Genomic DNA, 25,005 nt, shown 5'->3' with positions numbered 1-25,005 from the left:
TTAGTTATCCTTCACGTCTGAGGATTGCCAATTGGTAGGGCGTTTTTCAAAAAATGACGTTAGACCTTCTTGGCCTTCATCAGATACCCGAATAGAGGCTATTCTGTCGCTCGTATCAGCTATGAGTTTGTCATCGATAGGTTGGTGTGCCACATCAAGAGCCAGTTTCTTAGCTGCTTTTACTGCCATTGGCCCATTAGCCAATAAGGTGTTAACAAAGGCGTTAGTGGTATTTTCTAGTTCGTTAATATCAACCACTTCATCAACCAAACCAATAGATTTTGCTTGGTCAGCAAAAAAGCGTTCAGCCGTTAAAAAGTAACGTCGGGCGGCTTTTAGGCCTATGGCGTTGATCACATACGGGCTAATAGTCGCTGGAATTAAACCAAGCTTCACTTCACTTAAGCAAAAGCTAGCTTTGTTTGCTGCGACCACTATGTCGCAACAACTTACTAATCCAAGTGCGCCACCAAATGCTGCACCTTGTACCTGAACTATGGTTGCTTGTGGCATAAAGTTTAATACGTTAAACAACTGGGCGAGGGCATTTGAGTCCGCTAAGTTTTCTTGATAAGAATAATCCGCCATACGTTTCATCCATCCTAGATCAGCACCGGCACAAAAACTTTTTCCTGTGGATGTTAACACCATGACTCTAATGTCTGGGTTATCCGCAATATTAGAAAATATTGTGGTTAATAAGGCGATAACGTCATCATCAAATGCATTGTGTTTATCTGGGTTATTAAGGGTAACGGTAGCGACACCTAATTCATCCACAGTACATAAAACCTTAGATTGCTTGCTGTCTTTATCTTCGTTGAATAAGTCTTTAGTCATAGCCTTGCCCTACATTCTAAAGATACCAAACTTGGTATCCTCAATGGTTTTGTTTAATGATGCGGAAATTGCCAAACCAAGTACTTGTCTTGTATCAGCAGGGTCGATAACACCGTCGTCCCATAAGCGGGCGGAGGCATAATACGGATGACCTTGGTGTTCATAAGTATCAATAATCGGCTGTTTAAAATCAGCTTCATCTTGCTCAGACCAAGACTCACCACGTTTTTCTTTTTGATCCCGAGTAACTTGCGCCAAAACGCCAGCGGCTTGTTCGCCACCCATTACTGAAATACGTGCATTTGGCCACATAAACAAAAATCTTGGATCAAAGGCTCGGCCACACATACCGTAGTTACCGGCACCATAGCTGCCACCCACTAAAATAGTGAACTTAGGGACTTTGGCACAAGCCACTGCCGTCACCATTTTTGCACCGTGTTTAGCAATACCGCCTGCTTCATATTGTTTACCTACCATAAAGCCAGTTATGTTCTGTAAAAACACTAGCGGTATTTTACGTTGGGCACAAAGCTCAACAAAGTGCGCGCCTTTTTCAGCTGACTCGCCAAACAAAATGCCATTGTTAGCCACAATACCAACGGGATAACCATAAATATGAGCAAACCCACACACTAATGTAGAGCCGTACAGGGCTTTAAATTCGTCAAACTCACTGCCATCAACCACACGAGCAATCACTTCTTTTATATCAAATGGTTTACGTGGATCTTTTGGGATAACGCCATAAAGCTCTTCGCCAGAATAATTCTCTGCGCTTACTTGTGCATTGGCTTTTTTAACAAGAAGCTGCACAGGTTTAACACGGTTTAAATTACCTACCGCGCTTCTGGCTATTTCTAATGCGTGATTGTCGTTTTGTGCTAAATGATCAGACACACCTGAAGTACGGCAATGCACATCGGCACCACCAAGTTCTTCTGCTGTGACTACTTCACCCGTCGCCGCTTTAACTAACGGCGGGCCAGCTAAGAAGATAGTGCCTTGTTCTTTAACAATGATAGATTCATCTGCCATAGCTGGAACATAAGCGCCACCTGCGGTACACGAGCCCATAACCACGGCAATTTGCGGAATGTTTTGTGCCGACATGGTCGCCTGATTAAAGAAGATACGACCAAAGTGTTCTTTGTCTGGGAAGACATCATCTTGATTTGGTAGATTTGCACCACCAGAGTCAACCAAGTAGATACATGGCAAGTTATTCTCAAGGGCAATGGTTTGTGCTCTTAAGTGTTTTTTAACCGTTAATGGATAATAAGTACCGCCTTTTACAGTGGCATCGTTAGCTACGATCACACATTCTTGACCACCAACACGACCAATGCCGGTAATAATACCCGCCGCTGGCACGTCATCTTTATACACCTCATAAGCTGCTAGTTGTGACAGTTCTAAAAACGGTGAACCTTTATCTAGTAACTGATCTACTCTATCTCTTGGTAATAATTTACCTCTGGATAAATGGCGTTCACGACTACGCTCGCCACCACCAAGTTTAATTTTTTCTAATTTGGCTTTTAAGTCATCAACCTGTGTTTGCATGTGTTGTGCATTTTCAATGAAGTCTGCACTGCGTGGATTTAACTTACTTATTATCTTGGCCATGATCTATCTCTCAACACTCTCTTCTTAACTCTTAATCTTTTAGAACTGGCTGTGAAAACCAGTTCTAAAACTAGTCATTAAAGTAAACGTATATTGTTGCTAATTATCTTTTTATAATTACTTCTCTATTTACTTCGATTCGTTAAATAATTCACGACCAATCAACATACGACGGATTTCAGATGTACCTGCACCAATTTCGTATAACTTAGCATCACGTAATAAACGACCCGCAGGGAACTCATTAATGTAACCATTACCACCTAATAACTGGATGGCGTCTAATGCCATTTTTGTGGCTAATTCGGCAGAATATAAAATAATACCAGCGGCATCTTTACGAGTGGTTTCACCACGATCACAGGCTTGAGCAACTAAATAAACATAAGACTTAGCCGCATTCATTTGTGTGTACATGTCGGCGATTTTGCCCTGAATTAATTGGAACTCACCAATAGACTGACCAAATTGTTTACGGTCATGTATGTAAGGAACCACTAAGTCCATACACGCATCCATAATGCCTAGCGGCCCGCCAGATAACACTAAACGTTCGTAATCAAGACCTGACATTAATACGCGTACGCCTTTGCCTTCATCACCTAGAATATTTTCAGCTGGGACTTCACAATCTTGGAACACTAATTCACAAGTATTAGAGCCACGCATACCTAACTTATCTAGTTTCTGGTGGCGGGAAAAACCAGGGAAATCACGCTCAACAATAAATGCCGTTATGTCTTTTGTTCCAGAGCCTTTTGAGCCAGCGCCTTTTGAATCAACAGAAGTATCTGTTTTTGCATAAATGATAAAGACATTAGCGTCTGGGCCATTAGTGATCCACATCTTGTTGCCGTTTAAAATGTACTTGTCGCCTTTTTTCTCAGCTTTCAGTTTCATGCTAACAACGTCTGAACCTGCATTGGGCTCTGACATTGCCAATGCGCCAACGTGCTCACCAGTACAAAGTTTTGGTAAGTATTTGGCTTTTTGTTCATGAGTACCGTTTTTGTTTAATTGGTTTAAACAAAGGTTAGACATAGCGCCGTAGCTCAAGCCAACAGAGGCTGAGGCTCGGCTGATCTCTTGCATAGTGACCACGTGTTCCAAGTAACCTAAACCAGAACCACCGTATTGCTCATCAACCGTCATACCCAATAAACCCATATCGCCAAATTTGCGCCATAAGTCAGTTGGGAATTCATTGTCGATGTCGATTTGTGCCGCTCTTGGCGCAATTTCGTCACGGGAAAAGGCGTTTACTTGGTCGCGGATCATGTCTACGGTTTCGCCAAGATTAAAGTTGATTGATGAGAATGTGCTGATCATAAGTTTGTCTCTTATTTTTAATTATTATTATTTTTTTGATTACTGGTATTACAGCTATTAATGCTGTTTTATAAAGTATGTTTAAAGCTGCTTTAATGTGTCGTTACAGTTCTTTTCTAATTGTTCCAAGTCATCCATAACAGACGTTATGTCCAGTAATTGTTGGGCTAATATTTGTTTTTTACTGGCGATTAACTCAAGCATAGTTTCCAGCTGACGCTGTTCGGTTTTTTCTGTGTCGTATAAGTCAAAAATAGTTTTTGTTTCTGCCAGCGTAAACCCCAAGCGTTTACCGCGTAAAACCAACTTAAGTCTTACTCTGTCTTTCACTGAATATATTCGAGTCTGACCTTTACGCTCAGGGGCTAATAAACCTTGGTCTTCATAAAACCGAATACTGCGAGTGGTGATGTCAAATTCTTTGGCCAGATCACTAATACTAAATTTTACAGCTTGGTCAGTTGCCATGTTTAATTCCTAAATTTATTTACTATCTTTGTATTTACAGTAGAAATTTATCATAGGGTAAGTTTACGTTAACGTAAAGCTATAAAATAAAGTAAAAAAGTTGTAAGCTTTACCAAAAGCAGTTTTAAGCTGTAAGCCATAAGCTTTAAGTGAAAAGCAAAAGAGAAGCAGTTTTAAGCTGTAAGCCATAAGTTTTAAGTGAAAAGCAAAAGAAAAAAGCTTACAACTTAAGGCTTACAGCTTACAGCTTACAGCTTACAACTTAAGGCTTACGGCTTACGGCTTACAGCTTAAGTCAAAAAATAAATATTCACGAATTCAACAGAGGTTTTAATCATGTCTAATCAAGATCCTATCGTTATTGTTTCGGCTCAACGTACGCCATTAGGTGGTTTTCAGGGCTGTCTTTCATCGTTAGCTGCTCCGGAGCTTGGTGCAACCGCTATTGCTGCCGCAATAGAAAAAGCAGGTATTACTGGCAACGACATTGACGAAGTTATTATGGGCTGTGTCTTACCAGCAGGTTTGGGGCAAGCCCCAGCACGTCAAGCCGCTATTAAAGCGGGCGTGCATTTAGCCGCCGGTGCAACCACCATAAATAAAGTATGTGGCTCAGGTATGAAAGCGGCCATGATGGCTGCCGATTCAATTACAGCTGGGTCTATTGACGTAGCGGTTGTTGGTGGATTTGAAAGTATGTCAAACGCACCTTATATGTTGCCAAATGCCCGTGGCGGTATGCGTATGGGTCATGGCAAGGCGATGGATCACATGTTCTTAGACGGTCTTGAAGATGCGTACCATGGCAAAGCCATGGGCTGTTTTGCGCAAGACACTTCAGATGAATTTAACTTTACTCGTGAAGCGTTAGACCAATATGCAATTCGCTCATTAACGCGCGCACAAGGTGCTATTGCCAGTGGCGACTTTGACAGCGAAGTGTCACCTGTAACGGTGAAATCACGTAAAGGTGATTATGTCGTGTCGGTAGATGAACAACCGGGAAAGGCTAGAATGGATAAAATTCCAACCTTACGTCCAGCCTTTGCAAAAGACGGCACTATTACTGCCGCAAACTCATCATCAATTAGTGATGGAGCAGCGGCATTAGTGTTAATGAAACAGTCAGAAGCTGCAAAACGTGGATTAACTCCACTGGCTAAAATTGTCAGTTATAGCACTAATTCAATTGAGCCGGAAAAATTCACCGTAGCACCAATTGGCGCAATGGAGAAATCATTAGCCAAAGCAGGTTGGACAGCTAATGATGTCGACTTGTTTGAAATAAATGAAGCTTTTGCCATGGTGACTATGGCAGCAATGAAAGAGATGAACTTACCTGCGGATAAAGTAAACGTAAACGGTGGCGCATGTGCCTTGGGTCATCCACTTGGTGCATCAGGTGCTCGTATTATTGTTACTTTATTGCATGCCCTTAAAAACCGTGGGTTAACTAAAGGCTTGGCGTCATTGTGTATTGGTGGTGGAGAGGCGACGGCTATTGCTGTTGAGATGGTGTAGTTTGTTGTTCTATAAACTGGCGTTTATGGATGCTTAAATTGTCTATTTAATGAATAGAGAGGAGACCAACATTGTTGGTCTTTTTTTGTTTTTATTTTTGGTGTAATTGGTGAGCACTTTTTATTTCTGAGACATTTTACTTAGCTGAACTCTGAGGTTTCGCCTCTCGGCGGTCATCAAGTAAACATCCCTGTATTGATGACATCCCTTCATCCTTGATGTGAACTATACCTTTTTTCAACAGCCAAAAAGACGCAGGCTTAATTCTCTCTTTTCCGTATTAACTTTGTCATCGTATTTATTTGAACTTTAAGGTTTCGCCTCTCGGCAAGTTACCTTTTTGCAACAGCCCAAAAACGTAACCCAAAAAGGCCGCTCCTAACCAATATTCTAATCCTCAATAAAATTAAGTTTTATCCTCAAAAACGGGATGTAAATTCGTCCCTGAACACCATCCCTTATTCGACGTCCTGTCTCATATTTTGGAAAACTTATTTTATTTCGGGAATATTGGGATGGAGAGGTTAAGAGCAAAAGCAAAAGCAAAAGCATTACAACTTTATATGCTACTTTCTCCCAAAGTTAGTAAAACGCCCCAATTGTTCGTTTTTATCCAGTGAGTAATAAAACGACATGTGTAAATTACTTTTACTGGCAATTGGTTAACAACTTTGCTAAAAATAACTTAATCAGAAAAGTGAGCGATGACTCGGTAGAAAAGCGCGCGATTGGCTCGCTATAAACATGTTATATGACGAAGGAAGTTTATGCGTGACTGCTTGATAAAATTCTCAAGAGAAAAGTCGCACTTGGTGGACTTTGTTGAGAATGGACGAATATATGTTAATACGGCAGTTTTTTTTTCCGAGTGTGAAAATGACGCTACTGGGCAGTTCGATAAATTTGAGATGGCTAGTAGCTATCATCAACACGAAGGTGCATCGATAGAAATTGCTGGAAGAAAATTTAAAATTGCGGCACCTTTTTGTATGCAAGAGGGATCCCCAGAGTATTCACATATTTTCTGTTTGTATGTGCTTAGCGAAGAGTCAATATCACGAGCTACGGAAGGGAAGGTATTTGACGAACGACTATGGGATGAGTTTGGTGAGTACTTTGTTCTCATCCATAACGCCAAAGCTTTTATTGAGCGTTTAGATTCTAAATTAAGAGAGCTTAAACTTAATTATAAAGCGGACTATGTGCAGTATTTTTGTCCAAAAACACATGAAGGTGATGTAGGTGCTTTTAGAAAAAGAGATACTTTCTCCCATCAAGAAGAATATAGGGTGGCAATAGATAAGCCTGATATTCAGCGGCCAATTGATGATATGTATTTGGGTGATCTTAGCGAAATAGCTTATGGACCAGTTCATAAAAGTCTGTCAAAGAATTCATATGATAATGGCCAAGTTGTGCTGTAGTTATCACATAACAATGGCGTCAATTAGGACGCTCGCGAGCTCGCTTCTATTACGCGGGCGTTAGCTAAATCAGAATATGGAGTTCAAATGTTAGCTCAGGATAAATTCAACTTAATAAAAAGCTATATCGAGGAATCCGTAAAAACTCAAAACTCTAGCTACTTAGTAGATCGTGTTCGTGAAATGAATTTAGATGTTTCAGGTGATGCTCATTACTATCGATTATATTGTTCATGCAATGAAAGCGATGGTAGCTCTATCCTATTCGAGTTTCGTTCTTATGATCCATCAGGACCATTTCAAAACCTTCCAGATGTTAATAAAATTAAGTTACAACTTTTACAAAACAATCAGCTAGTTTCAGAGTTAATCGAACGATATGATGATAAATAGTTTTTACGTAGTTTAGCTATAACACATATGAACCTTCTCCCGGCCAATAAGCAATAACATCTTTTTTAGCTGCCGTTAGGCAGCTAATTTTTATTGTCAATCAGCAAAACTATCTACTTCATTCTGTCACTTTCGCTGTTAAAAAATTGTTTACAGAAAACACATATTGAGGCTCACTTAATGTGATCTTATCACTTTATTAATTAGCTTTATAAATCCACTCTAAACGCAATGTAACCAAAACTATTATTTAAAATAGAATAAGTTATTGAATCTTAGATGGATGTGAAATATTGTGGTTTTATTTGAAAAGACTGGCTGAGAATGAGAAATTCTACAGCCTCGTTAGCACCACTAATTATACTCTACTGTTAACCTCCAAACATTTATAGGATTCATTGGATGAAACTTGAAAAAATTAAGATTAAAAATTTTCGTTGTTATAGAGAAGAAATAACTATTCCTGTATCAGAACTTACAGCTTTAATTGCAAAAAATGATGTTGGTAAGTCTAGCGTACTTGAAGCAGTTGATGCTTTTTTTAACTCAGATAAGCTTGAGTCTGGCGACCGTTCATCAGGATTAATGAATAGTGATAATGTTGTAATTACTTGTGTATTTGGAGATATTCCTGAAAGTTTGATAATAGATACAGATAATTTAATCTCTCCATTAAACGAACATCTATTAAATTCAGAAAACAAACTTGAAATCAGAAGAGTATATTCTGGCGCAGCATTGAGATGTGACGAAATCTACTTGAATGCAGTTCATCCAACAGCAGAAAATTTTAACGATTTATTTTCGCTATCAGTAACACAGTTGCGTAGTAGAGCAAGGCAGTTAGAAATTGAACTTGGTGATGTAAATCAAACCATCAAGTCTGCTTTACGTCATGCTATCTGGTCAAGTGTTCCTGTGAATGACCTATCAAAAGGAGTGGTAGAGTTAGAAATTAAAGCCAAAATCTGGAAACCACTGCAGAACACCTTACCTTTATTTCAATTATTTAAATCTGATAGACCGAGTTCAGATCAGGATGCAGAAGCTCAAGATCCTATAAAATTTGCAATTAAAGAAGCGCTTAAAGAAAAATCAGTGGATTTAGATGCTATAGGTGAGTTTGTACAAAGGCAAGTTGAAGAAGTTACTAACTTAACTATCGAAAAAATTAGGGAAATGGATCCCGAATTAGCAAGTCAACTCAACCCAAACTTTTCAAGCTTCAATTGGAGTAAAGTGTTTTCTGTTTCACTAACCAATGAAGATCAAATCCCTTTAAATAAACGTGGCAGTGGTGTTAGACGTCTTTTTTTAATTAACTTCTTTAGAGCAAAAGCAGAGCAATTAGCAAGTGAAAGAGATGTTCAAGATGTTATTTTTGCTATTGAAGAACCAGAAACATCTCAACATCCTAATAACCAATTGTTGTTACTTGATGCTTTGAAGGAGCTTTCTCTAGAAGATAATCATCAAGTTATTTTTACTACACATAACCCAATTTTAGCAGGGAGAATAGATCGTGACTCTATATGTTTTCTTGATAAAGCTGAAGATGGAACAAGACTACTTGCAGATAATGATGAAAATACATTCCGTAAGATCAAAGATAGTCTTGGTATGTTTGCCAACCACAACATAAAAGTGTTTGTTGGCGTAGAAGGACCTAATGATATTGAATACCTGAGTAATATATCAGCCTGTCTTTCAGCTACTGATGAAAATATTGTCGATCTAAGACTAGCAGAGCAGAATGGAGAATTGGTTTATATACCAATGGGTGGTTCTACATTGGAACTATGGACAAATAGACTTGAGGGACTACAGGTTCCAGAAGTACATGTTTTAGATAGAGATATTGAACCACCTGAAGCAGCAAAGTATCAAGACGCTGCAGATAGAGTTAATGCAAGAGGAGATCATTGCAGCTCATTCATTACAGATAAAAGAGAAATGGAAAACTATATTCATTTTGAAGCTATTAACGAGGTATTTGAAACTACTTTGACGGAAAATTTCCAAGCATTTGATGATGTACCAACCTTAGTTGCGCAAGCAGTTCATGAAGCTTCAGGATCAACCGTTCCTTGGGATGAGGTAACTGATAAAAAGAAAGGGCAAAAAGAAAGTAAGGCTAAAAAACGTTTAAACCGAGAGGCTATAAATAATATGACTCCTGAGCGCTTAAGTAACATTGATCCTGATGGTGAAGTTTTATCTTGGCTAAGTGAAATAAGTAGGCACTTGCGCATGTAGTGCTAACAAGACAATTCAACAAGGACTAAAAATAGTGGGCTACTCGCTTCGCTCTATTTTAGCCCACAATTTTGAGCCCGTTAATATGGGCATTGAAGCAGTAGAATAACTCTTTTTTAAGAAAAATGGCTGGTTTTATAAAATACATTACCTAGTATGAGAAAAAATACTTAGCATTTGTTACAGGAATTTGATTTTTCACCAATTTGGGCTGTTGGAGTAATTCTACAGCCTCGTTATAAGGAAGGGCATGGCTAGCTTATATCATTACACGTCGGGAGATTCTCTCTTGGGTATTCTTCGGTCTCAATCATTTTGGGCTACAGATATCCGTTTTTTAAACGATTATGAAGAACTAAATCGTGGTCTTGATATATTCGAGAGTTTCGCTGAAGGACTTGTGGAGGATATGAAGACCGACACTGAACACTTGTCTCAACTAGTAAAAATATTTGTAGGAAATATCAGACGCAATGCTAATTTAACACTTATTAACTTGGTTTCATTTTCTACAGAGCCAGATAATTTACGTCAATGGATGGCTTATTGTAATTCAGGAATTGGTTACAGCATCGAGTTTGATCCAGATCTATTAATTCCAGCATCATTATCTGATTTTAAGCATTGTTTGAGACTTTCTCCCGTTGAATATATCGATAGCGACGAAAGCTTCTATCGTTCTAACTCATTAGTTAAGTTCAAGGATTTTCTAGTAGAATCACTAACGGGAATGGACAAGAGTATTTCAGAGGAACTATTAATTGAACAGGTTTCATTAAAGGCAAATACGCTATTTATTAATAGCATGTTTCTTGCTTCGAGTATCAAGCCCGTTGAATTTTCAGATGAGCGAGAAATCAGGCTTCTTTACATAGGAGAGAATAAAGAAAGCGAAACAAATAGTCACGAGATGGAGGGATTGCGCACGCTTTATAACAAGCCACCCCTTCCAGACCTAGGGTACAAAGCTACGAGCGATTTGTTGGTGCCATATCAGCCTATACCATTTAATATCGACGCCGTTAAAAGAATTATTATTGGCCCAGCGGCTAATACGAAACTTGCTGAAACTGGAATCGCTGAATTTAGAGATCGTAACAATTTGAAATTTGATATTACGCACTCAGCATGCTCCTTGAGGCGATTGTAACAAAACAACAAGGCCACCCACTCGTACTTTAACAGCCTCGTTAGATACAAATATTTGAATTCATGCATTGGAGGAAATAATGGACATATATAATCCCAATAAAATAGTAGATGTTGAAAATTGGTTAGCATTAGATGAAGGGATACGAATTGAATTGGTTTATGACTTCCATTCAAACTTAGATCTTGAATTAACCGAAGATGCCTTACGGTTACATGTATCAATCCATGTGATAGTTGAGAATCAATTAGCTATGGGAGTTGATTTAATACCTGAAACGTTTGCAAAACTTACAAGGCAAGGCTTGAGTCGGCATGAAACAATTCATGCTGTTGGAGCAATAATATCAGAAGATATTTTTGATCTTATGAAAGGGGATACCAAAGAGTTTTCGCCAAAGAAATACAGAAGGAAGCTTGAAAAACTAACAGCAAAAAGGTGGCTAAAAGGGCAATATTAGAATTTGCACTTAATAAATTAAAAGGCCACCCACTCATATTGAGTATAAAACTCAATAAAAAAGTGACCAATACATCATTGATTACTAGCCACTCGTAACTCTCCCTATCACAAGGCCACCCACTCATATTTTGGGAATGTCGGCTTTCAATTATTTCATTAGCAATACGTTTTATAAATGGTATTCTTTTTATAATATCCACCATCTACACAATAATGGATCTCGTATGAAACCTAGTTTGCTTATTCTATTTTTAATATCTTTTGCTAACCAAGCGGTTCAATTAAAAGAAGTAATTACTGATTTAAACCAACCTGTTGATGTTCAGTTTTTTCCTGATTCTAGTTCTGAATTATTAATTGCAGGGAAAACAGGTCAGTTGATGTTTGCAAACGCATTGAACAACGATAAACATTTAGTGCATGAGTTTGCTGTAAAAAGTGGATCTGAAATGGGATTGCTTGGTTTAGCATTTCACCCTAATTATCCTGAAAATAAATTTATTTTTGTAAATTACTTTCCCAAAGTCGGGCAACGCAGAACACGTATTTCTCGTTTTTCTCTCACCAAGCAAACTAAACAAGAGAAGCGTTATAGCTTAACCAATGAGAAAGTCATTCTTGAAATACGCCAACCTTATAGTAATCATAATGGCGGACAAATTGCTTTTGGCCCGGACGGTTTTTTATATATAGGTATGGGAGATGGCGGCTCTGCAGGTGATCCTCAAGGTTACAGCCAAAACCCACAAAGCTTATTAGGCAAGATGTTGCGTATAGACATAAATTCGCCAAACAACATTCCTTATCACATCCCACAAGATAATCCTTTTCTTGCCGATGTTGTTAAAGACACTAATTTTAAACCAGAGATTTGGGCATACGGTTTAAGAAACCCATGGCGGTTCTCATTTCATAAAGATGTGTTGATTGTTGCTGATGTAGGACAAAATAAATTTGAAGAGATATCTATAGTAGAAAAAGGGCAAAACTTAGGCTGGAACATTATGGAGGCAACTCACTGTTTTAAACCTAAAACAAATTGCGACACTACTAATTTAACATTACCGAAAGTTGAATATGGTCGTAGTGAAGGGCAGTCTATTACTGGCGGTTATGTCTATAATGGCAAGCTAAGCACTGAGCTAAAAAATCAGTATATTTACGGAGATTTTATGTCCGGTAATATTTGGGGCGTTAACTATCCGTCATTCACTTCACCAAAAAAACTAATGTCAAAACAAGGTTACCTTTCAACCTTTGCGTTAGATGCAGATGGTGAAATTTATGTAGCTGAATATTCTAAAGGTATTGTTTATCAGATAGTACCTTAAGAGACGGTACCTTAAGAGATAGTGCCTTAAGAGAGAATAAAAGAGATACCCACTCGTAACTCTTCTTTAACCATGACCCGACTTATTACTCCTTGCAATAAAATCGACACCTTAATAGTATGGTTATTCTTTTAGCTTGATCTAATGTGAATAAAAATAATGAAAAAACATCCAATACTGGCCTTAACGATTGGGCTTTCGCTGAGTGCTTGCTCACCAACTAATGAAAACGTTCAAACCAAACATATATCGCCAGCGTCTGTCGATTATCAAGCTAAGGGTATCATCTCTAAATCATTACCTGAGATAGTAAAAGCGTTAAATGATGGAAAGGTTAGTTCTGAAGCTCTTGTAAAGCTGTATTTAGAACGTATCGAAGCTATCGACAAACAAGGGCCTCGTTTGCAGGCTGTGCTTACTGTAAATCCTGATGCTTTAACTCAAGCTAAAGAGTTAGATGTTATGCGTAAAGAGGGTGTAATTAAGGGCCCTTTACATGGTGTCCCAATTTTACTTAAAGACAACATTGAATCGTTGGATAACATGCCGACAACGGCAGGCGCTTTGGCGTTAAAAGATAATGTAACTCATAGAGATAGTCCACTTGTTGCAGGTTTACGTGCCCAAGGAGCGATAATTCTAGGTAAGACTAATTTGAGTCAATGGGCTAATTTTCGTTCTGAGGGCTCAATGAGCGGTTGGTCGGCACTTGGTGGCCAAGTTAGAAATCCACATATGCTGGATAGAAACCCTTGCGGTTCTAGTTCAGGGTCTGGTGCGGCTACTGCTGCATCTTTAGCTGCCGGTACTGTGGGAACTGAAACTAACGGATCTATTATTTGTCCCTCAAATGCTAATGGTGTCGTTGGTTTCAAACCTACTGTTGGTATTGTTCCACAGCAGTACATTATTCCAATTTCTGAATCACAAGACACTGCAGGTCCCATGACTAAATCCGTTAAAGGTGCTGCCATGATGATGAATGCAATGGCTACCACTACGCCGGATATTGACTACACAGCAGGTTTAAGCATTGATTCGCTTAAAGGTATTCGTGTGGGAGTGCTCGACTTTGCTAAAGGAAGCTCAAGTCAAATCAAGCAACGCTTTGCTACTGCCTTAGACGATCTAGTTGCTGCTGGCGCCGTTTTAGTTAATATTGAACAGCGTCCTAAAGCGCCAGAAGGTTTAGGGAAGATGAGTTATGACATATTAAAATATGAATTTAAGGATGGTATAAATAGTTATCTTGCCTCAACGTCAGCTGAGCAAGTACCAGTACGCACACTACAAGAACTTATTGACTACAATCAAACCAATGCAGATATTGAACTTGCTTTGTTTGATCAGAGTATTTTTGTGTCATCACAATCCATGGACTCACTTGAAAGTGAGACTTACAAAGAAGCGGTTATCGCTGTACAAAAAGCGACAGGTGAAGATGGGATAGATAAGCTTTTAAATGAATACAATGTTGATGTTCTTGTAGCACCTTCAGGTCCTGTAGTACCAAGAATTGATCCTATTAATGGTGATGTTTGGCCTGGGAGTTGGCCTGGATTTGGAGGCTATGCAGCACGTGCTGGTTACCCTCATGCGACCGTACCTATGGGAGAAATCCATTCGTTATCGGTCGGTTTGTCTTTTATAGGAACTAAGCATACCGATGTTAACATTCTTGCTTTTGCCTATGCTTATGAGCAACAATCACAACGAAGAATTGCTCCTCATTATTTAACCAATGCTGAGAATATTCCAGCGATAGCAGAAGCGATGAAAACTAAGAGTCACTAAATATTAGAAAAACTCAAATAAACAGGTGAACAATACATTATTGATCACCTGTTAAATTCACTCGCCACTCGCCACTCAAATCTCGCCTAACCTAAGTGTGTTTTTCAAACCTCTCTACCAACTGTTTGCCTTGTTTCTCGCTAATAGGGGTGATTGTGTTGAGCATATTTGTGATTTGCTGGCGATCGTATTTATTGGTTATGTGTTCATTAATATCGTCAATAATAGCGTTTAAATAATTAAATAGGCTATTACGTGCATCGTCGTTATGGTTGGCTACAAACAGAATGTTTTTAAATGCTTCAATAATATTGGTCATGACATAAGCATCGTTTTTTGCGTAATTACGCAGTGGCGTGAAGTTGTCATGCAGTAATTCATCAAAACTGGTTTCATGGAAATATAATAGTGGTTCGCTATCTGTGTGTTTATAGGTGTAGTTAATATCGCTTATTTTCAGTCTTTCCATCAATAAGATACTTAACATATCAATTGATTTCACTGCTGTGCCGGGATCGTTTATTCCTGGGCTCATTGCTTTAACGGCAATTTCTGATATTTGAGTTAGTCCATAACGATAATGATCGCTGATGTATTCTTCTATATAAAAAATAAAACAAGCTAGAATTTTTTCAACTAACTCTTTGTTATCCGATATGTTTTTATCACACTTTAAAAATGGATAACCTTTGACCGTAAAATAACCCTGTTTAACTGTGATAAATAATTTAATGTTTTGCTCTGCTAATAATTCACAAAGTTGTTCTGTGTGCACGCCTTTGTAATAACCTTGAGCTGTACTGTTTATTCCATGCCACTTAGAAAAGTCAGGAAAGCTATCGACAGGTTGCTGTTTTTGCTTTTTTTCTATATCTTCTATTTCACAGTTAGTTTGTCTAAATAGCCCATTTAATACATTGTCTACTTGAATTGCTCTGGAGATTGAATGGATAAAAAATACAAATAACCCCAAACAGATTAAGCCAAAAACTAGCGCAAATAATACACCAAGGGCTGGGATTTCAGTGTCACCACTATCCAGTTTATTAATATTGATCAGCATAATGATTGAATAAATAATGCTACCTAAATAAAAGCCTAATACAATTTGATGGGATTTTCGGGTAATAAGCCCGGGGACAACTCGTGGTGATAAACTGGCACTGGCGGAGTTCAAAACTATCATCACCATTGAAAAGCTAAATACGGTTAATGAAATTATACTCCCAGCAAGAGTACTTAAAATGGTACGGGCATTTTCTGCGCTATTTACCAATACGACTGACATGAGCGACTTAAGATCTTGTGTAGCAGGTAAATATTCAATGGAAATAGTAATAACCGCGAATATTAAAAATACAACGGATAACAGGGAAGGGTAAAACCCGATACTATTGATCATTTTACGGTAGGTATTGGTAATTTTTCGAGGTAAAAACATACAATCCTTATTTACATTAAAACAAATACACTTGTTACTCTAGCATATTTGAGACTTAAAATAGTGATAATAGCTTTTTACTTATGTTGTTATTATTGTTGAGGAATTGATTGCTTTTTACTTATATTTAGCGAAGATATTAACAGAAATTCCCTCTCGTATTTTAAAGTGGATAGCCCAATAGATTCCTATATAAAACTCAAAAAAACAGGTGGTAGTTACCCCATTTTGGAAAAGTTTATCAGTATTCTCGATAAGTTAGTTGAACTTGAAAGTGAAATAGTTGTTTAACTAAAACGAAAGTTTAAGAACGAACCGTAATTAAGATCAGGCCATAAATAAACGGAGTAGCATCATCTCAGAACCTAGATACAAAACAAAAAAAACTCGTCCTTGGGCTAAGATCTTTATTACTTTTTGTATTGTTATCTTTTTTATTTGGATGGGCGTATTAGTATTTACTGAGAAATTATCTGAAATTATACTTGGCGTTTACTTGGTAATGAGCTGTATTACCTTTATTGTTTATGCCATTGATAAGTCGGCTGCCAAAAAAGGACGTTGGAGAACTAAGGAAAGTACCCTGCATTTGCTTTCTCTTGCAGGTGGTTGGCCAGGGGCTTATTTTGCACAAAATATATTGCGTCATAAATCTATTAAAAAGCCGTTTAAATACATATTTTGGGTGACGGTTTTACTGAATGTTAGTGCTATATTTTGGTTTGCTTTTAACTTTATTTGCTAGTGAAGGTATAAAATAAAGCAAGAGAAAGTGTTAATTGAAGGCGTAGTTCCCACATTAAATTCATTAGAGAATGAAGCCAAAAGTGGCGGCTCTGATGAACAATACTGGCAGTTTTTTCTTGCTGGTTTTTACCTTAAAGGCTGTGCCGTCACTCACGTTATAAAAAAACCAACTGGGTTTATCAGTTGGCTTTTTATTTTGTATATAGAATATTTTTAGTGATTATTTAATTTGTTTGTGATGCCTCAACGTCTGCATTAGTAAAGGTTGGGTAACCACTAGGTAAGTTCTCGTTAATATTGGTTAAAAATCTGCTGTCTTTTAATGGAATAGTTGCAGAGCCGTAGTCGTATGAATTAAGTAAACTTCTCATTTGACTATTGCTAACACCATCACCAGTTACTTCATACCAGCTAATAATAACAGGAGCAAAAAAATCGCCGTATGGGTTTTCTGCTTGTTCGCCACTTGTTGCAAATCTCATTGCATGGGTAAGAAGTCCATCTTTATGATAAACAAATTTTATACGAGTGCCGTCTCTTTTTTCTAGTCCAGCAGCTTCTTGTGTATATAAGTCACCATGAGCACTGTAACTGGCATGAGTTGTTTCATCATTTTTAGACCAAATAGCAACGTATTCCCAGTCGTGTCTATGACCTCCTCCGAATACAGTGGCTTGGTCTTTTTCAAAGTATAAGGCATAAAAATGTACGCAATATTCATCACTGTCACTAAAGGTACAAGCATAACGATGTAATGTATTTGATGAGCTATTGAAGTTACTTGAACGACAGCCACCAGTAATACTCCCCGAGGCACTTAGTCCTCCATTTTGTTGACCTGTACGAGAAATTCCAGCACTTGGTAGACAGCCATCAGTATCATAATCAATTGCTGGGATGTTTATCTTGTAGTCAATAATTCCGCTTGTAGGTAAGGCTTTATCAAGTCGGTCAAAATCTTCAGCATAACTTGATACGCTGATCGTGCTTATCATTATGATAGGTAGAAAAAAGGCGTTGATTGTTTTCATTTATATATCCTTATTATAGTTATTTATGTGGTTAATTAAGAAAACAATATACAAGTAATATGGCAGATTAATGTCAGAGAATTGTTTTTCAATCTTTAGACAAATCTAACTATTTAAGTGATTGCCAAAATTAAATATAAATAGTATTAATTTAGATATTAGGTTATTTATTAATAATCGTTTTACACAAATTAAATTAACCTCCGTCAGCCTTTAAGGTGAGCAACTAATGAGTAGAAGCATTTATGAGTGAAAATATTTATACGGATGAGTCTGAGCACAAACTGACTCTACGTCATTTAGTTAAAGATGATTACGCAGACTTGAAAGTAATGATGGATGCAGTCTATCCCGACTTAGGTGGTGCTTGGCCTGAAAAGCAGTTTAAGGCGCAATTAACTGTGTTTCCAGAGGGACAGATTTGCATTGAAGATCATGGAAAAATTGTCGCTGCAGCTTTTTCTCTAATTGTCGATTACGACAAGTTTGGCGATCATCATACTTATGATCAGATCACCGGTGACGCGTATTTAACCACGCACGATCCGCTTGGTGATGTGTTATATGGAATTGAAGTGTGTGTGGATTTGGAATATCGCAGTATGCGTCTTGGCAGGCGTTTATATGAAGCACGAAAAGAGCTGTGTCAAAGTTTAAACCTTAAGTCGATTATTGCTGGTGGACGAATTCCTAACTATAAAAACTATGCTCATGATATGTCTCCGCAAAAGTATATTGAAGAAGTTAAAAAGCGTGAAATATACGATCCTATTTTAACGTTTCAATTATCCAATGAATTTGAAGTTAAGCGTGTACTTACCGCGTATTTGCCAGAAGACAAAGAGTCAAAAGGCTATGCGACTTTATTAGAATGGACCAATCTTTACTATGAAGATCATAAGTCACCGTTAATTGGCGCTACCAAAACTTCCGCTCGGATAGGTTGTGTTCAGTGGCAAATGCGTTCGTTAAATTCAGTTGAAGAGCTTATTCAACAGGTTGAGTTTTTTGTTGATGCGTTGTCAGATTACCAATGTGACCTTGCGTTGTTACCTGAATTTTTTAATGCGCCGTTAATGGGTATAGATGAGCATGATAGCTCTTTTGATTCGATTAAAGCCTTAGCTGAATACTCCAGCGAAATATTAGACGCAATTTCTAAATTGGCCGTCAGTTACAATATCAATATTATCGCGGGCTCTATGCCGGTTATGGATGACGGTGAGTTGTTTAATGTCGCGTATCTTTGTAGACGCGACGGCACGTTAGAGTCGCAATATAAACTACATCCAACGCCTTACGAGAAACGGGCGTGGATCATGAAAGGCGGTAATGGTCTTAATGTGTTTGATACGGACTTTGGCAAAATTGGCATTCTTATTTGTTATGATGTTGAGTTTCCTGAATTGGCAAGATTACAGTCAGAGCAGGGCATGCAAATGTTGTTTGTACCGTTTTGGACAGATACTAAAAATGCGTATTTAAGAGTACGTCATTGTGCTCATGCCAGAGCCATTGAAAATGAATGTTATGTTATTACCGCAGGTAGCGTAGGTAACTTACCTAAAGTGGATGGTGCGGATATTCAATATGCGCAATCTGCGGTATTTTCACCATCGGATTTTTCTTTTCCACATGATGCTATTATGGCAGAAACCACACCTAATACGGAAATGACCTTGATTGTCGATCTTGACTTAACTAAGTTGGAACAATTGAAAAATGAAGGCTCAGTGAAAAACTATTTAGACCGCCGCCGTGATTTATACAAAATAACTTGGTTGGGCGATTAACCTATTAAGCTCGCAATAATGTAAAAATGTTTTTAAGCAGTAAACTATTTACTGCTTAAACTTCCTTACCACCATACTGCTCAGCTAAGCTGTCTAGTTCTGAAAGGGTATTATCAAAGCCACGTTGATCATATTCGTAAGACACTTTGACGCTGTCATCACCTTTAAATAAACGTGTTTGTACTTGCGCAACGTGCCAGTTTTTTAACTCGTGTAAAAAACGATTAGCAATTTGTGCTGATGGAAAACCATAACTCACTTCTGTTTTCATAAAATATTCTTTAACTCTGTTTTTATCTTAACTTGGTTAGGAAGCCTAATTTACCTACAACTATATTAAAATCGATTCGCAGTTCACCGCTTATACTATCTGCTTTCAAGTCGATTAAAGTCCAACCAGCCACCGCGAATTGGTTCGTGCTGCATAAAGCTTTTATGTAATTTGTCACTGAATAACCAAAAATCAGGATTTGTCCGGCGTATGGCAAATACATCTAACATCTTTTCATAATCTTTTTCGGTTTTCATATTTTGTAATGTTACAACTAAGTTAGCGATATCCGTTTCTTTTACATGTAAAAATGAGTCAGGATAACTGCCGATAAGGCCGTGTACTAAAGTTACTGTGTCGTTTTTAATATCACGATTATCTTCTTCAAAAAACAAGCTGTTAACATTGTAATGTGCGCTGTTTCTTACAAGCGTAAATAACTCAGAAGTATTCGAGTCCGTACGGTCTACCATTATCATGGTTAACTCTGGCAAGATTGCAACTTGTTCACCTTTAATTGAATTTATCTGATCTAATAATGCCACACTGTTGCTGGTCAATTCTGTCGTTTTTAAGTGATATTTATTCGGTTGAATTTGACTTAAATGTTGATTTAGTAAGTTATACAGTTCTTTTTTTGGTTTTGAGCTTTTATATTCAATGCTACTTTCTTGATTAAAGTTAACATTGCTTGTTTCTATAAAGTCACTAAGTTCTACACCTGCTTTTTGATACCACGACTTAAGCTCTTTTTTACGATTATCCGGTGGCAATAAAGCCAAAAAGTTCGCTTCACCTTCTAGTCTTAAAAAGTCCATATAAAGGCGCGTAAGTAGTTGGTGCCCATAGTTACCATAAACATCAAAGCCAGCCACTAATAAGTAATGAATCCGTTCTAATAATACGTAATCAATTACCCATGCCGTTTTAGGCGGTTGACCAATTAAGCCTTTAACAACCGTCGCATTATCAAAGTGTCTAAATACTGTAAGGCTGGCATTTTCATTAACCTTATCGCCATCCCAAATACCTTTAACAGTAAGATGCTTACCGTCTTTTATCGTAGTATTAAAAAATGTATTTCTGGCTTTTAAGTAATCAGCTTGTCGGTTGGCGTATTCAATCCAATCAACTGCTAGGGTTGTACTTTGTTCTTCGGCTGGCATTCTTAAATTGTTTTTTTGTTTGGCATAAAATGCTTTTAGATCAGGATCGTCAGCCATATCGGGGTCGAGAAAATACACCCAAAATCGGTCGTTAATAACATTAAGGGCCACTTGTCCTCGGCAAACTGGGCCTTTTATGTAACCCATAATGGTATTCTCGGCACGTTCTAACATAAATCGATAACGAGAATTTACTGGTAATTGTTCAAATGCAGTAAGCGGGTTGGCGGCTATTTTAGGTTTGTAACTTGGTAGCTTAGTGACTGTGTAATCAGCGGTGACAAACCACTTTTCCCATTTATCCATTAAATCTTTGTTTATAGCATAAGGTTGATGGGTTTTATTAACTATGGTTGATGTAATTGGTTGCAGTCGGTAATACACGCGAGATGTATTTGGTGCATCGTAAGGACGTCGTCCTGCGATAATTTGTATTTCTTGTCCTGTTGGAGTGACTGAACGAACTAAGTTATAAAACTGCGGTTGGAGGCCTTGTTCTGATAAGGCTCCAAAGTAAAGATGAGTTGAAAATAAATGCTCATATATATAGCGCGCACTTAGTTGCATATTTAAACTATCAGCATTTAAAAATGCTTCAAGTTTGTTTACTGCATCTTGTTCGGCTTTAGGTAGGGCTTGTGCTTTTGGCATGTTGGCGCCATTTTCAAGCCAAGTCATTAATATTTGATCTTCTTGATTATTTAACCCTGGTAATCCATATGGCATACCGGCCAATGGTTCGCTTTTCGCAAATTGCTCAAATTCTTCTATGGTTGGGCATTGCTGATTACCGATTAAACTGCCGTCAAAACGAGCGTCTAAAATTTTATCATCAGGTAGAGGGTGTTGTTTTTTCAGCATCAACATACGAGCGATTACTGAAGCCTGCGTATTGGCCTTAGGTGTTTGAACTCTTTCGTTAAGTACAGGAAAAAACGCGCGTTCTCGCCATTGTTCAACTTCAAACGCATCAACAAATAGACGATTAGGTGTAGCGGCTAATAAGCGAGAGCCTTCATACACAGCTTCTTTGTTGGCACCACGTTCAATACCTTCAGGAGATGACATTTTTAATTGGCAAGGAGCGTCATAACAAGCATGACAAACTACACATCGACTTTCTATAATAGGCTTTGCGTGTGCGGTATAAAAGTTATGTTCTTTCTGTAAGCTAGTAGTAAGTGCAGAACTGGTATTAATGTCAGTTGCTTGCTCCTCTAGTGTCGCAACTTGAGTTTCTGAAGTTACAGCTCGATTCTCTGGAGTAGCGACGCCAAATTCGTCGTCAATACTTATTTTGGCAATGGTGGCACAACCTGAAATGATAGTCGCCACAATAAGGGTAGATTTAATCCAAAAACTAAAAGATGAACGCATAAATGACCTCGTCTAAAATAGTTATGCATTTATCATGTTTGAAAACCAATATCGTTTTATAGCTATTATTCAAGCTTATAAAACTAGTTGTGCTAGTTAGACAGTGCATTATAGAAAATAATATTGCCATATTACCCACACAAGCTAATTGAAACAACTGCTCAAATGATTAATAAGAGCCCAAGGTAAATGTGCAGGGTATTGAAATAGTAAAAACCAGATCATTTATGATCTGGTTTTTGGGGCGATTAATCCAAGAGGGGATTAATTTATTTACGTTCGTATAACGATTGTATTGTACTTGACTCTATTGTATTGGCATTAATCATATAGCCTGTTAATGCACCTGAAGCATTGCTAGGTAATTCTAATTTCTCTACTGATAGTGCGTGAACTGTAAAGCGGTAACGATGCTGTCCATGACCTTGAGGTGGACAAGCTCCGCCAAAACCTTCAATACCATAATCATTTTGGATTTGACTGCTGCCTTTTGGAAGATGCTTGCTATTTACACTACCTATACCAGCTGATATTTCCATAACGTTTGTTGGAATATTTATTATCTGCCAATGCCACCAACCACTACCTGTTGGAGCGTCTGGGTCGTAGGCGGTAATAGCAAAGCTTTTTGTTCCTTTTGGTGCATTTGACCATTTAAGATGAGGCGATAAATCGTCACCGCTACATCCAAATCCATTGAACTCTTGATTTTTATCCATAAACTTATCTTGCGCTATATCGTTGCTAATAAGAGTAAGAGAGCTTGCCATTACAGGTGTTGAAAGTACAAAAAGTAATATTGAAAGTAGTTTTATTGTTTTAAACATGTTGATCCTCGTTAGTTAATTGATAACGAGGTCATATTAGTCTTTATTTGGAATTGGTTTAGTCTGAAAACCGTCACTTTTTCGCCTTAACCCACCATTTTTGTTTTTCTAAGTTCAGATGGCGTTAAACCAAAACGTCCTTTAAATCGTTCTGTAAATCTTGACTGTGATTGATAACCACACTTTTGAGCAATAAGGCCAATCGGGTAATTTGTTGTTTGTAATAGGTTTAATCCTTGTCCGAGTCTTGCTTGATCTTTAATTTCTTGTACGCTTGTCCCTTCAGCTTTTAATTTACGCCTTAAGGTTGATTCGCTCATTGCTAGAGTTTGACAAATATACTCAATGGTTAATTCTTCGTAATTTTGCTGACAAAACATGTCGTGAATTCTATGGTCTATTTTTGCGTTACCTACCATAGATAAAATTTGCTTGTGACCCAGATAACACAACATTTCTATGATCTCTTTTTTTCGCATTGTGGTAATTTTTTCAGGTGCCCATAAACAACTGTCTACAAATTGAATTAAACATCTCTCTAACATTTGTGTTGTCTTACCAATGCAGTAATTTTGTTTACTTGGGGCAGTGAGTGTTAAGCCATCAAATATGTGGTGATCAAATTCGATGAGTAATGCAAAGTACTCTTCATTTTTTGGTATGTTACGCATGCTCAGTGCAGGATTGTCAGATAAAAATATAAAGTCGCCAGAGTGACAAGTGAATTTCTCAATATCACCCAACTCTTTATCACCACTTAGCACTACAATCAGTAGAGGTTTTGCTATAGGAACATTTAATAATTTTTGTTCTTTAATCGAAGAGTACACAGCAAAAGGTAATGTACTTCGTGTTGACGTTATACTCTTTATTGTCGTAATTAACTTTTCCACTTTTAATACACTAATCTCTATTGGTTTGCCGTTACACAACTTTTACTAATGTTATAGGTTATGGATGGATTATTCAAAATCTGAATATTACTTTTAACATGTGAGTATTTATTTTTCACCACCCGTGTCCGAGTTATGCGTATACTGTCGGCCTTTAAAACCCGAACGGTATCAAATGTCTAAGATCTTTATTATTGGCCTACCAAGAACAGGTACTACTAGCATAAGCGTTGCTTTGTTGGAGATGGGGTTGTCTGTGGCACATACTGGCTTTACTAAACAAACATTTGAAATGGCGGATGTTATTTCTGATGCCCCGTGTTTTAGCGAGTACCCACACTTAGATAAGTTATTCCCTAATTCAAAATTTATTTACTTAACCAGAGAGTTGGATAAGTGGCTACCGTCAATCACTATGTTACTTGGCAAAATGGCACCGCATTTAAAACCAAAAACGGGCGTGTTTCACCCTATTTTAAAACGTAGTTTTCACAACACTTTTTCTATTGATTTACCGCTTAGTTATAGTGAGTTAACCAATTGTTATAAACGTCATGAAAAAGCTGTCCAAGAATATTTTGAAAACCGTGATGATTTTTTATCTATTGATGTGAGCGAGCCTAACAGCTTGCTTAAAATGAGTCGTTTTTTGGGATTGTCTGCTAAAAAAGATGCCACGTTTCCTAAGTTAAATGTAGGACGTAATGTGGCAAGTTGGGGAGAGTATAAACACCCAAACAAAATTAATTCTAATTTAGCGGGCATAGAGCAGAGAAAATATTTTGACTATGTTCTAAGCGATATAAAGTAGCACAGACGTAAAGTAGCAGCGCAATAAAATACTGCGTCATAAAATAGAATG

At 37.7% G+C, this 25,005-nt stretch carries 22 protein-coding genes; 12 read left to right on the top strand and 10 right to left on the bottom strand.

All coding sequences use genetic code 11. From position 1 onward, the window contains the following. The 4 genes from Q0940_RS01980 to Q0940_RS01965 all read right to left on the bottom strand — a co-directional run bounded on the left by Q0940_RS01980 (window position 1) and on the right by Q0940_RS01965 (window position 4,266). A complete protein-coding gene (locus Q0940_RS01980; protein ID WP_299263235.1) occupies window positions 1-840 on the bottom strand; it encodes an enoyl-CoA hydratase/isomerase family protein in 840 nt (279 codons plus the stop codon). A gap of 9 nt (window positions 841-849) precedes the next feature. After that, window positions 850-2,469, bottom strand: coding sequence for a carboxyl transferase domain-containing protein (locus Q0940_RS01975; RefSeq protein ID WP_299263232.1), 1,620 nt, complete (start codon window positions 2,467-2,469; stop codon window positions 850-852). 129 nt (window positions 2,470-2,598) lie between these two features. Beyond that, entirely contained in the window at window positions 2,599-3,798 is a 1,200-nt protein-coding gene (locus tag Q0940_RS01970) for an isovaleryl-CoA dehydrogenase (RefSeq protein WP_299263230.1), read from the bottom strand. Window positions 3,799-3,879: 81 nt separating this feature from the next. Next, window positions 3,880-4,266 (bottom strand): MerR family DNA-binding transcriptional regulator, encoded by a 387-nt coding sequence (locus Q0940_RS01965; RefSeq protein ID WP_299263228.1) that lies wholly within the window; start codon window positions 4,264-4,266, stop codon window positions 3,880-3,882. A gap of 336 nt (window positions 4,267-4,602) precedes the next feature. Between Q0940_RS01965 and Q0940_RS01960 the strand changes: the two genes are divergently transcribed. The 8 genes from Q0940_RS01960 (at window position 4,603) to Q0940_RS01925 (ending at window position 14,597) form a co-directional block, all read left to right on the top strand. Beyond that, window positions 4,603-5,787, top strand: coding sequence for an acetyl-CoA C-acyltransferase (locus Q0940_RS01960; RefSeq protein WP_299263226.1), 1,185 nt, complete (start codon window positions 4,603-4,605; stop codon window positions 5,785-5,787). Window positions 5,788-6,554: 767 nt separating this feature from the next. Further along, entirely contained in the window at window positions 6,555-7,211 is a 657-nt protein-coding gene (locus Q0940_RS01955) for a hypothetical protein (protein ID WP_299263225.1), read from the top strand. 87 nt (window positions 7,212-7,298) lie between these two features. Beyond that, window positions 7,299-7,604, top strand: coding sequence for a hypothetical protein (locus Q0940_RS01950; protein ID WP_299263224.1), 306 nt, complete (start codon window positions 7,299-7,301; stop codon window positions 7,602-7,604). A gap of 402 nt (window positions 7,605-8,006) precedes the next feature. Continuing rightward, complete coding sequence (locus Q0940_RS01945) at window positions 8,007-9,860, top strand: ATP-binding protein (protein ID WP_299263223.1); 1,854 nt, start codon at window positions 8,007-8,009, stop codon at window positions 9,858-9,860. Window positions 9,861-10,110: 250 nt separating this feature from the next. Then, window positions 10,111-11,010 carry a DUF2971 domain-containing protein gene (locus tag Q0940_RS01940; protein ID WP_299263221.1) on the top strand — a complete coding sequence of 300 codons (900 nt, stop codon included), beginning with the start codon at window positions 10,111-10,113 and terminating at the stop codon, window positions 11,008-11,010. 79 nt (window positions 11,011-11,089) lie between these two features. Further along, window positions 11,090-11,470: a hypothetical protein gene (locus tag Q0940_RS01935; RefSeq protein ID WP_299263219.1), complete on the top strand. Its 381-nt coding sequence runs from the start codon at window positions 11,090-11,092 to the stop codon at window positions 11,468-11,470. Between the two features lie 226 nt (window positions 11,471-11,696). After that, the gene (locus Q0940_RS01930) at window positions 11,697-12,803 is read left to right on the top strand and encodes a PQQ-dependent sugar dehydrogenase (RefSeq protein ID WP_299263217.1); all 1,107 of its coding nucleotides are present in this window, start codon (window positions 11,697-11,699) and stop codon (window positions 12,801-12,803) included. Between the two features lie 159 nt (window positions 12,804-12,962). Further along, window positions 12,963-14,597, top strand: a complete 1,635-nt coding sequence (locus Q0940_RS01925) for an amidase (RefSeq protein WP_299263215.1) — start codon at window positions 12,963-12,965, stop codon at window positions 14,595-14,597. A 91-nt stretch (window positions 14,598-14,688) separates the two neighbouring features. On the opposite strand, the gene Q0940_RS01920 is transcribed toward Q0940_RS01925, so the two are convergent. Further along, entirely contained in the window at window positions 14,689-16,038 is a 1,350-nt protein-coding gene (locus tag Q0940_RS01920) for a DUF2254 domain-containing protein (RefSeq protein ID WP_299263213.1), read from the bottom strand. A gap of 442 nt (window positions 16,039-16,480) precedes the next feature. Here Q0940_RS01920 and Q0940_RS01915 point away from each other — a divergent pair, with 442 nt between their 5' ends. Together Q0940_RS01915 and Q0940_RS01910 are read left to right on the top strand one after the other, a co-directional pair. Beyond that, window positions 16,481-16,783, top strand: a complete 303-nt coding sequence (locus Q0940_RS01915) for a DUF1294 domain-containing protein (RefSeq protein ID WP_299263211.1) — start codon at window positions 16,481-16,483, stop codon at window positions 16,781-16,783. Between the two features lie 27 nt (window positions 16,784-16,810). Continuing rightward, window positions 16,811-17,002 carry a hypothetical protein gene (locus Q0940_RS01910; RefSeq protein WP_299263209.1) on the top strand — a complete coding sequence of 64 codons (192 nt, stop codon included), beginning with the start codon at window positions 16,811-16,813 and terminating at the stop codon, window positions 17,000-17,002. A 7-nt stretch (window positions 17,003-17,009) separates the two neighbouring features. On the opposite strand, the gene Q0940_RS01905 is transcribed toward Q0940_RS01910, so the two are convergent. Beyond that, window positions 17,010-17,816, bottom strand: coding sequence for an NPP1 family protein (locus tag Q0940_RS01905; protein WP_299263207.1), 807 nt, complete (start codon window positions 17,814-17,816; stop codon window positions 17,010-17,012). 245 nt (window positions 17,817-18,061) lie between these two features. Between Q0940_RS01905 and Q0940_RS01900 the strand changes: the two genes are divergently transcribed. Further along, the gene (locus tag Q0940_RS01900) at window positions 18,062-19,609 is read left to right on the top strand and encodes a bifunctional GNAT family N-acetyltransferase/carbon-nitrogen hydrolase family protein (RefSeq protein ID WP_299263205.1); all 1,548 of its coding nucleotides are present in this window, start codon (window positions 18,062-18,064) and stop codon (window positions 19,607-19,609) included. A gap of 55 nt (window positions 19,610-19,664) precedes the next feature. Here Q0940_RS01900 and Q0940_RS01895 read toward each other — a convergent pair whose 3' ends face one another. The 4 genes from Q0940_RS01895 to Q0940_RS01880 form a co-directional block, all read right to left on the bottom strand. Further along, on the bottom strand, window positions 19,665-19,880 hold the full coding sequence (locus Q0940_RS01895; protein ID WP_299263203.1) for a hypothetical protein: 216 nt from the start codon (window positions 19,878-19,880) through the stop codon (window positions 19,665-19,667). Window positions 19,881-19,975: 95 nt separating this feature from the next. Then, the gene (locus Q0940_RS01890) at window positions 19,976-22,423 is read right to left on the bottom strand and encodes a fatty acid cis/trans isomerase (RefSeq protein WP_299263201.1); all 2,448 of its coding nucleotides are present in this window, start codon (window positions 22,421-22,423) and stop codon (window positions 19,976-19,978) included. A gap of 269 nt (window positions 22,424-22,692) precedes the next feature. Further along, window positions 22,693-23,250 carry a YbhB/YbcL family Raf kinase inhibitor-like protein gene (locus Q0940_RS01885; RefSeq protein ID WP_299263199.1) on the bottom strand — a complete coding sequence of 186 codons (558 nt, stop codon included), beginning with the start codon at window positions 23,248-23,250 and terminating at the stop codon, window positions 22,693-22,695. 86 nt (window positions 23,251-23,336) lie between these two features. Beyond that, window positions 23,337-24,143: a helix-turn-helix transcriptional regulator gene (locus Q0940_RS01880; protein ID WP_299263197.1), complete on the bottom strand. Its 807-nt coding sequence runs from the start codon at window positions 24,141-24,143 to the stop codon at window positions 23,337-23,339. A gap of 175 nt (window positions 24,144-24,318) precedes the next feature. Here Q0940_RS01880 and Q0940_RS01875 point away from each other — a divergent pair, with 175 nt between their 5' ends. Then, window positions 24,319-24,954, top strand: coding sequence for a sulfotransferase (locus Q0940_RS01875; protein ID WP_299263195.1), 636 nt, complete (start codon window positions 24,319-24,321; stop codon window positions 24,952-24,954). Window positions 24,955-25,005: the final 51 nt, after the last annotated feature.

The organism is uncultured Psychrosphaera sp. (assembly GCF_947500655.1).
GTDB lineage: Bacteria > Pseudomonadota > Gammaproteobacteria > Enterobacterales > Alteromonadaceae > Psychrosphaera.
Note: the sequence above shows the minus strand (reverse complement) of the source record. Positions and strands in the feature narration are given on the sequence as shown.

Bases quoted from the DNA above. Each gene is read 5' to 3' on its own strand.
- Q0940_RS01890 (WP_299263201.1), bottom strand. From the start codon at position 22,423: ATGCGTTCATCTTTTAGTTTTTGGATTAAATCTACCCTTATTGTGGCG.
- Q0940_RS01925 (WP_299263215.1), top strand. From the start codon at position 12,963: ATGAAAAAACATCCAATACTGGCCTTAACGATTGGGCTTTCGCTGAGT.
- Q0940_RS01930 (WP_299263217.1), top strand. From the start codon at position 11,697: ATGAAACCTAGTTTGCTTATTCTATTTTTAATATCTTTTGCTAACCAA.
- Q0940_RS01905 (WP_299263207.1), bottom strand. From the start codon at position 17,816: ATGAAAACAATCAACGCCTTTTTTCTACCTATCATAATGATAAGCACG.
- Q0940_RS01875 (WP_299263195.1), top strand. From the start codon at position 24,319: ATGTCTAAGATCTTTATTATTGGCCTACCAAGAACAGGTACTACTAGC.
- Q0940_RS01975 (WP_299263232.1), bottom strand. From the start codon at position 2,469: ATGGCCAAGATAATAAGTAAGTTAAATCCACGCAGTGCAGACTTCATT.
- Q0940_RS01980 (WP_299263235.1), bottom strand. From the start codon at position 840: ATGACTAAAGACTTATTCAACGAAGATAAAGACAGCAAGCAATCTAAG.
- Q0940_RS01950 (WP_299263224.1), top strand. From the start codon at position 7,299: ATGTTAGCTCAGGATAAATTCAACTTAATAAAAAGCTATATCGAGGAA.
- Q0940_RS01935 (WP_299263219.1), top strand. From the start codon at position 11,090: ATGGACATATATAATCCCAATAAAATAGTAGATGTTGAAAATTGGTTA.
- Q0940_RS01965 (WP_299263228.1), bottom strand. From the start codon at position 4,266: ATGGCAACTGACCAAGCTGTAAAATTTAGTATTAGTGATCTGGCCAAA.
- Q0940_RS01945 (WP_299263223.1), top strand. From the start codon at position 8,007: ATGAAACTTGAAAAAATTAAGATTAAAAATTTTCGTTGTTATAGAGAA.
- Q0940_RS01970 (WP_299263230.1), bottom strand. From the start codon at position 3,798: ATGATCAGCACATTCTCATCAATCAACTTTAATCTTGGCGAAACCGTA.
- Q0940_RS01960 (WP_299263226.1), top strand. From the start codon at position 4,603: ATGTCTAATCAAGATCCTATCGTTATTGTTTCGGCTCAACGTACGCCA.
- Q0940_RS01900 (WP_299263205.1), top strand. From the start codon at position 18,062: ATGAGTGAAAATATTTATACGGATGAGTCTGAGCACAAACTGACTCTA.
- Q0940_RS01920 (WP_299263213.1), bottom strand. From the start codon at position 16,038: ATGTTTTTACCTCGAAAAATTACCAATACCTACCGTAAAATGATCAAT.
- Q0940_RS01915 (WP_299263211.1), top strand. From the start codon at position 16,481: ATGGGCGTATTAGTATTTACTGAGAAATTATCTGAAATTATACTTGGC.
- Q0940_RS01895 (WP_299263203.1), bottom strand. From the start codon at position 19,880: ATGAAAACAGAAGTGAGTTATGGTTTTCCATCAGCACAAATTGCTAAT.
- Q0940_RS01940 (WP_299263221.1), top strand. From the start codon at position 10,111: ATGGCTAGCTTATATCATTACACGTCGGGAGATTCTCTCTTGGGTATT.
- Q0940_RS01955 (WP_299263225.1), top strand. From the start codon at position 6,555: ATGCGTGACTGCTTGATAAAATTCTCAAGAGAAAAGTCGCACTTGGTG.
- Q0940_RS01885 (WP_299263199.1), bottom strand. From the start codon at position 23,250: ATGTTTAAAACAATAAAACTACTTTCAATATTACTTTTTGTACTTTCA.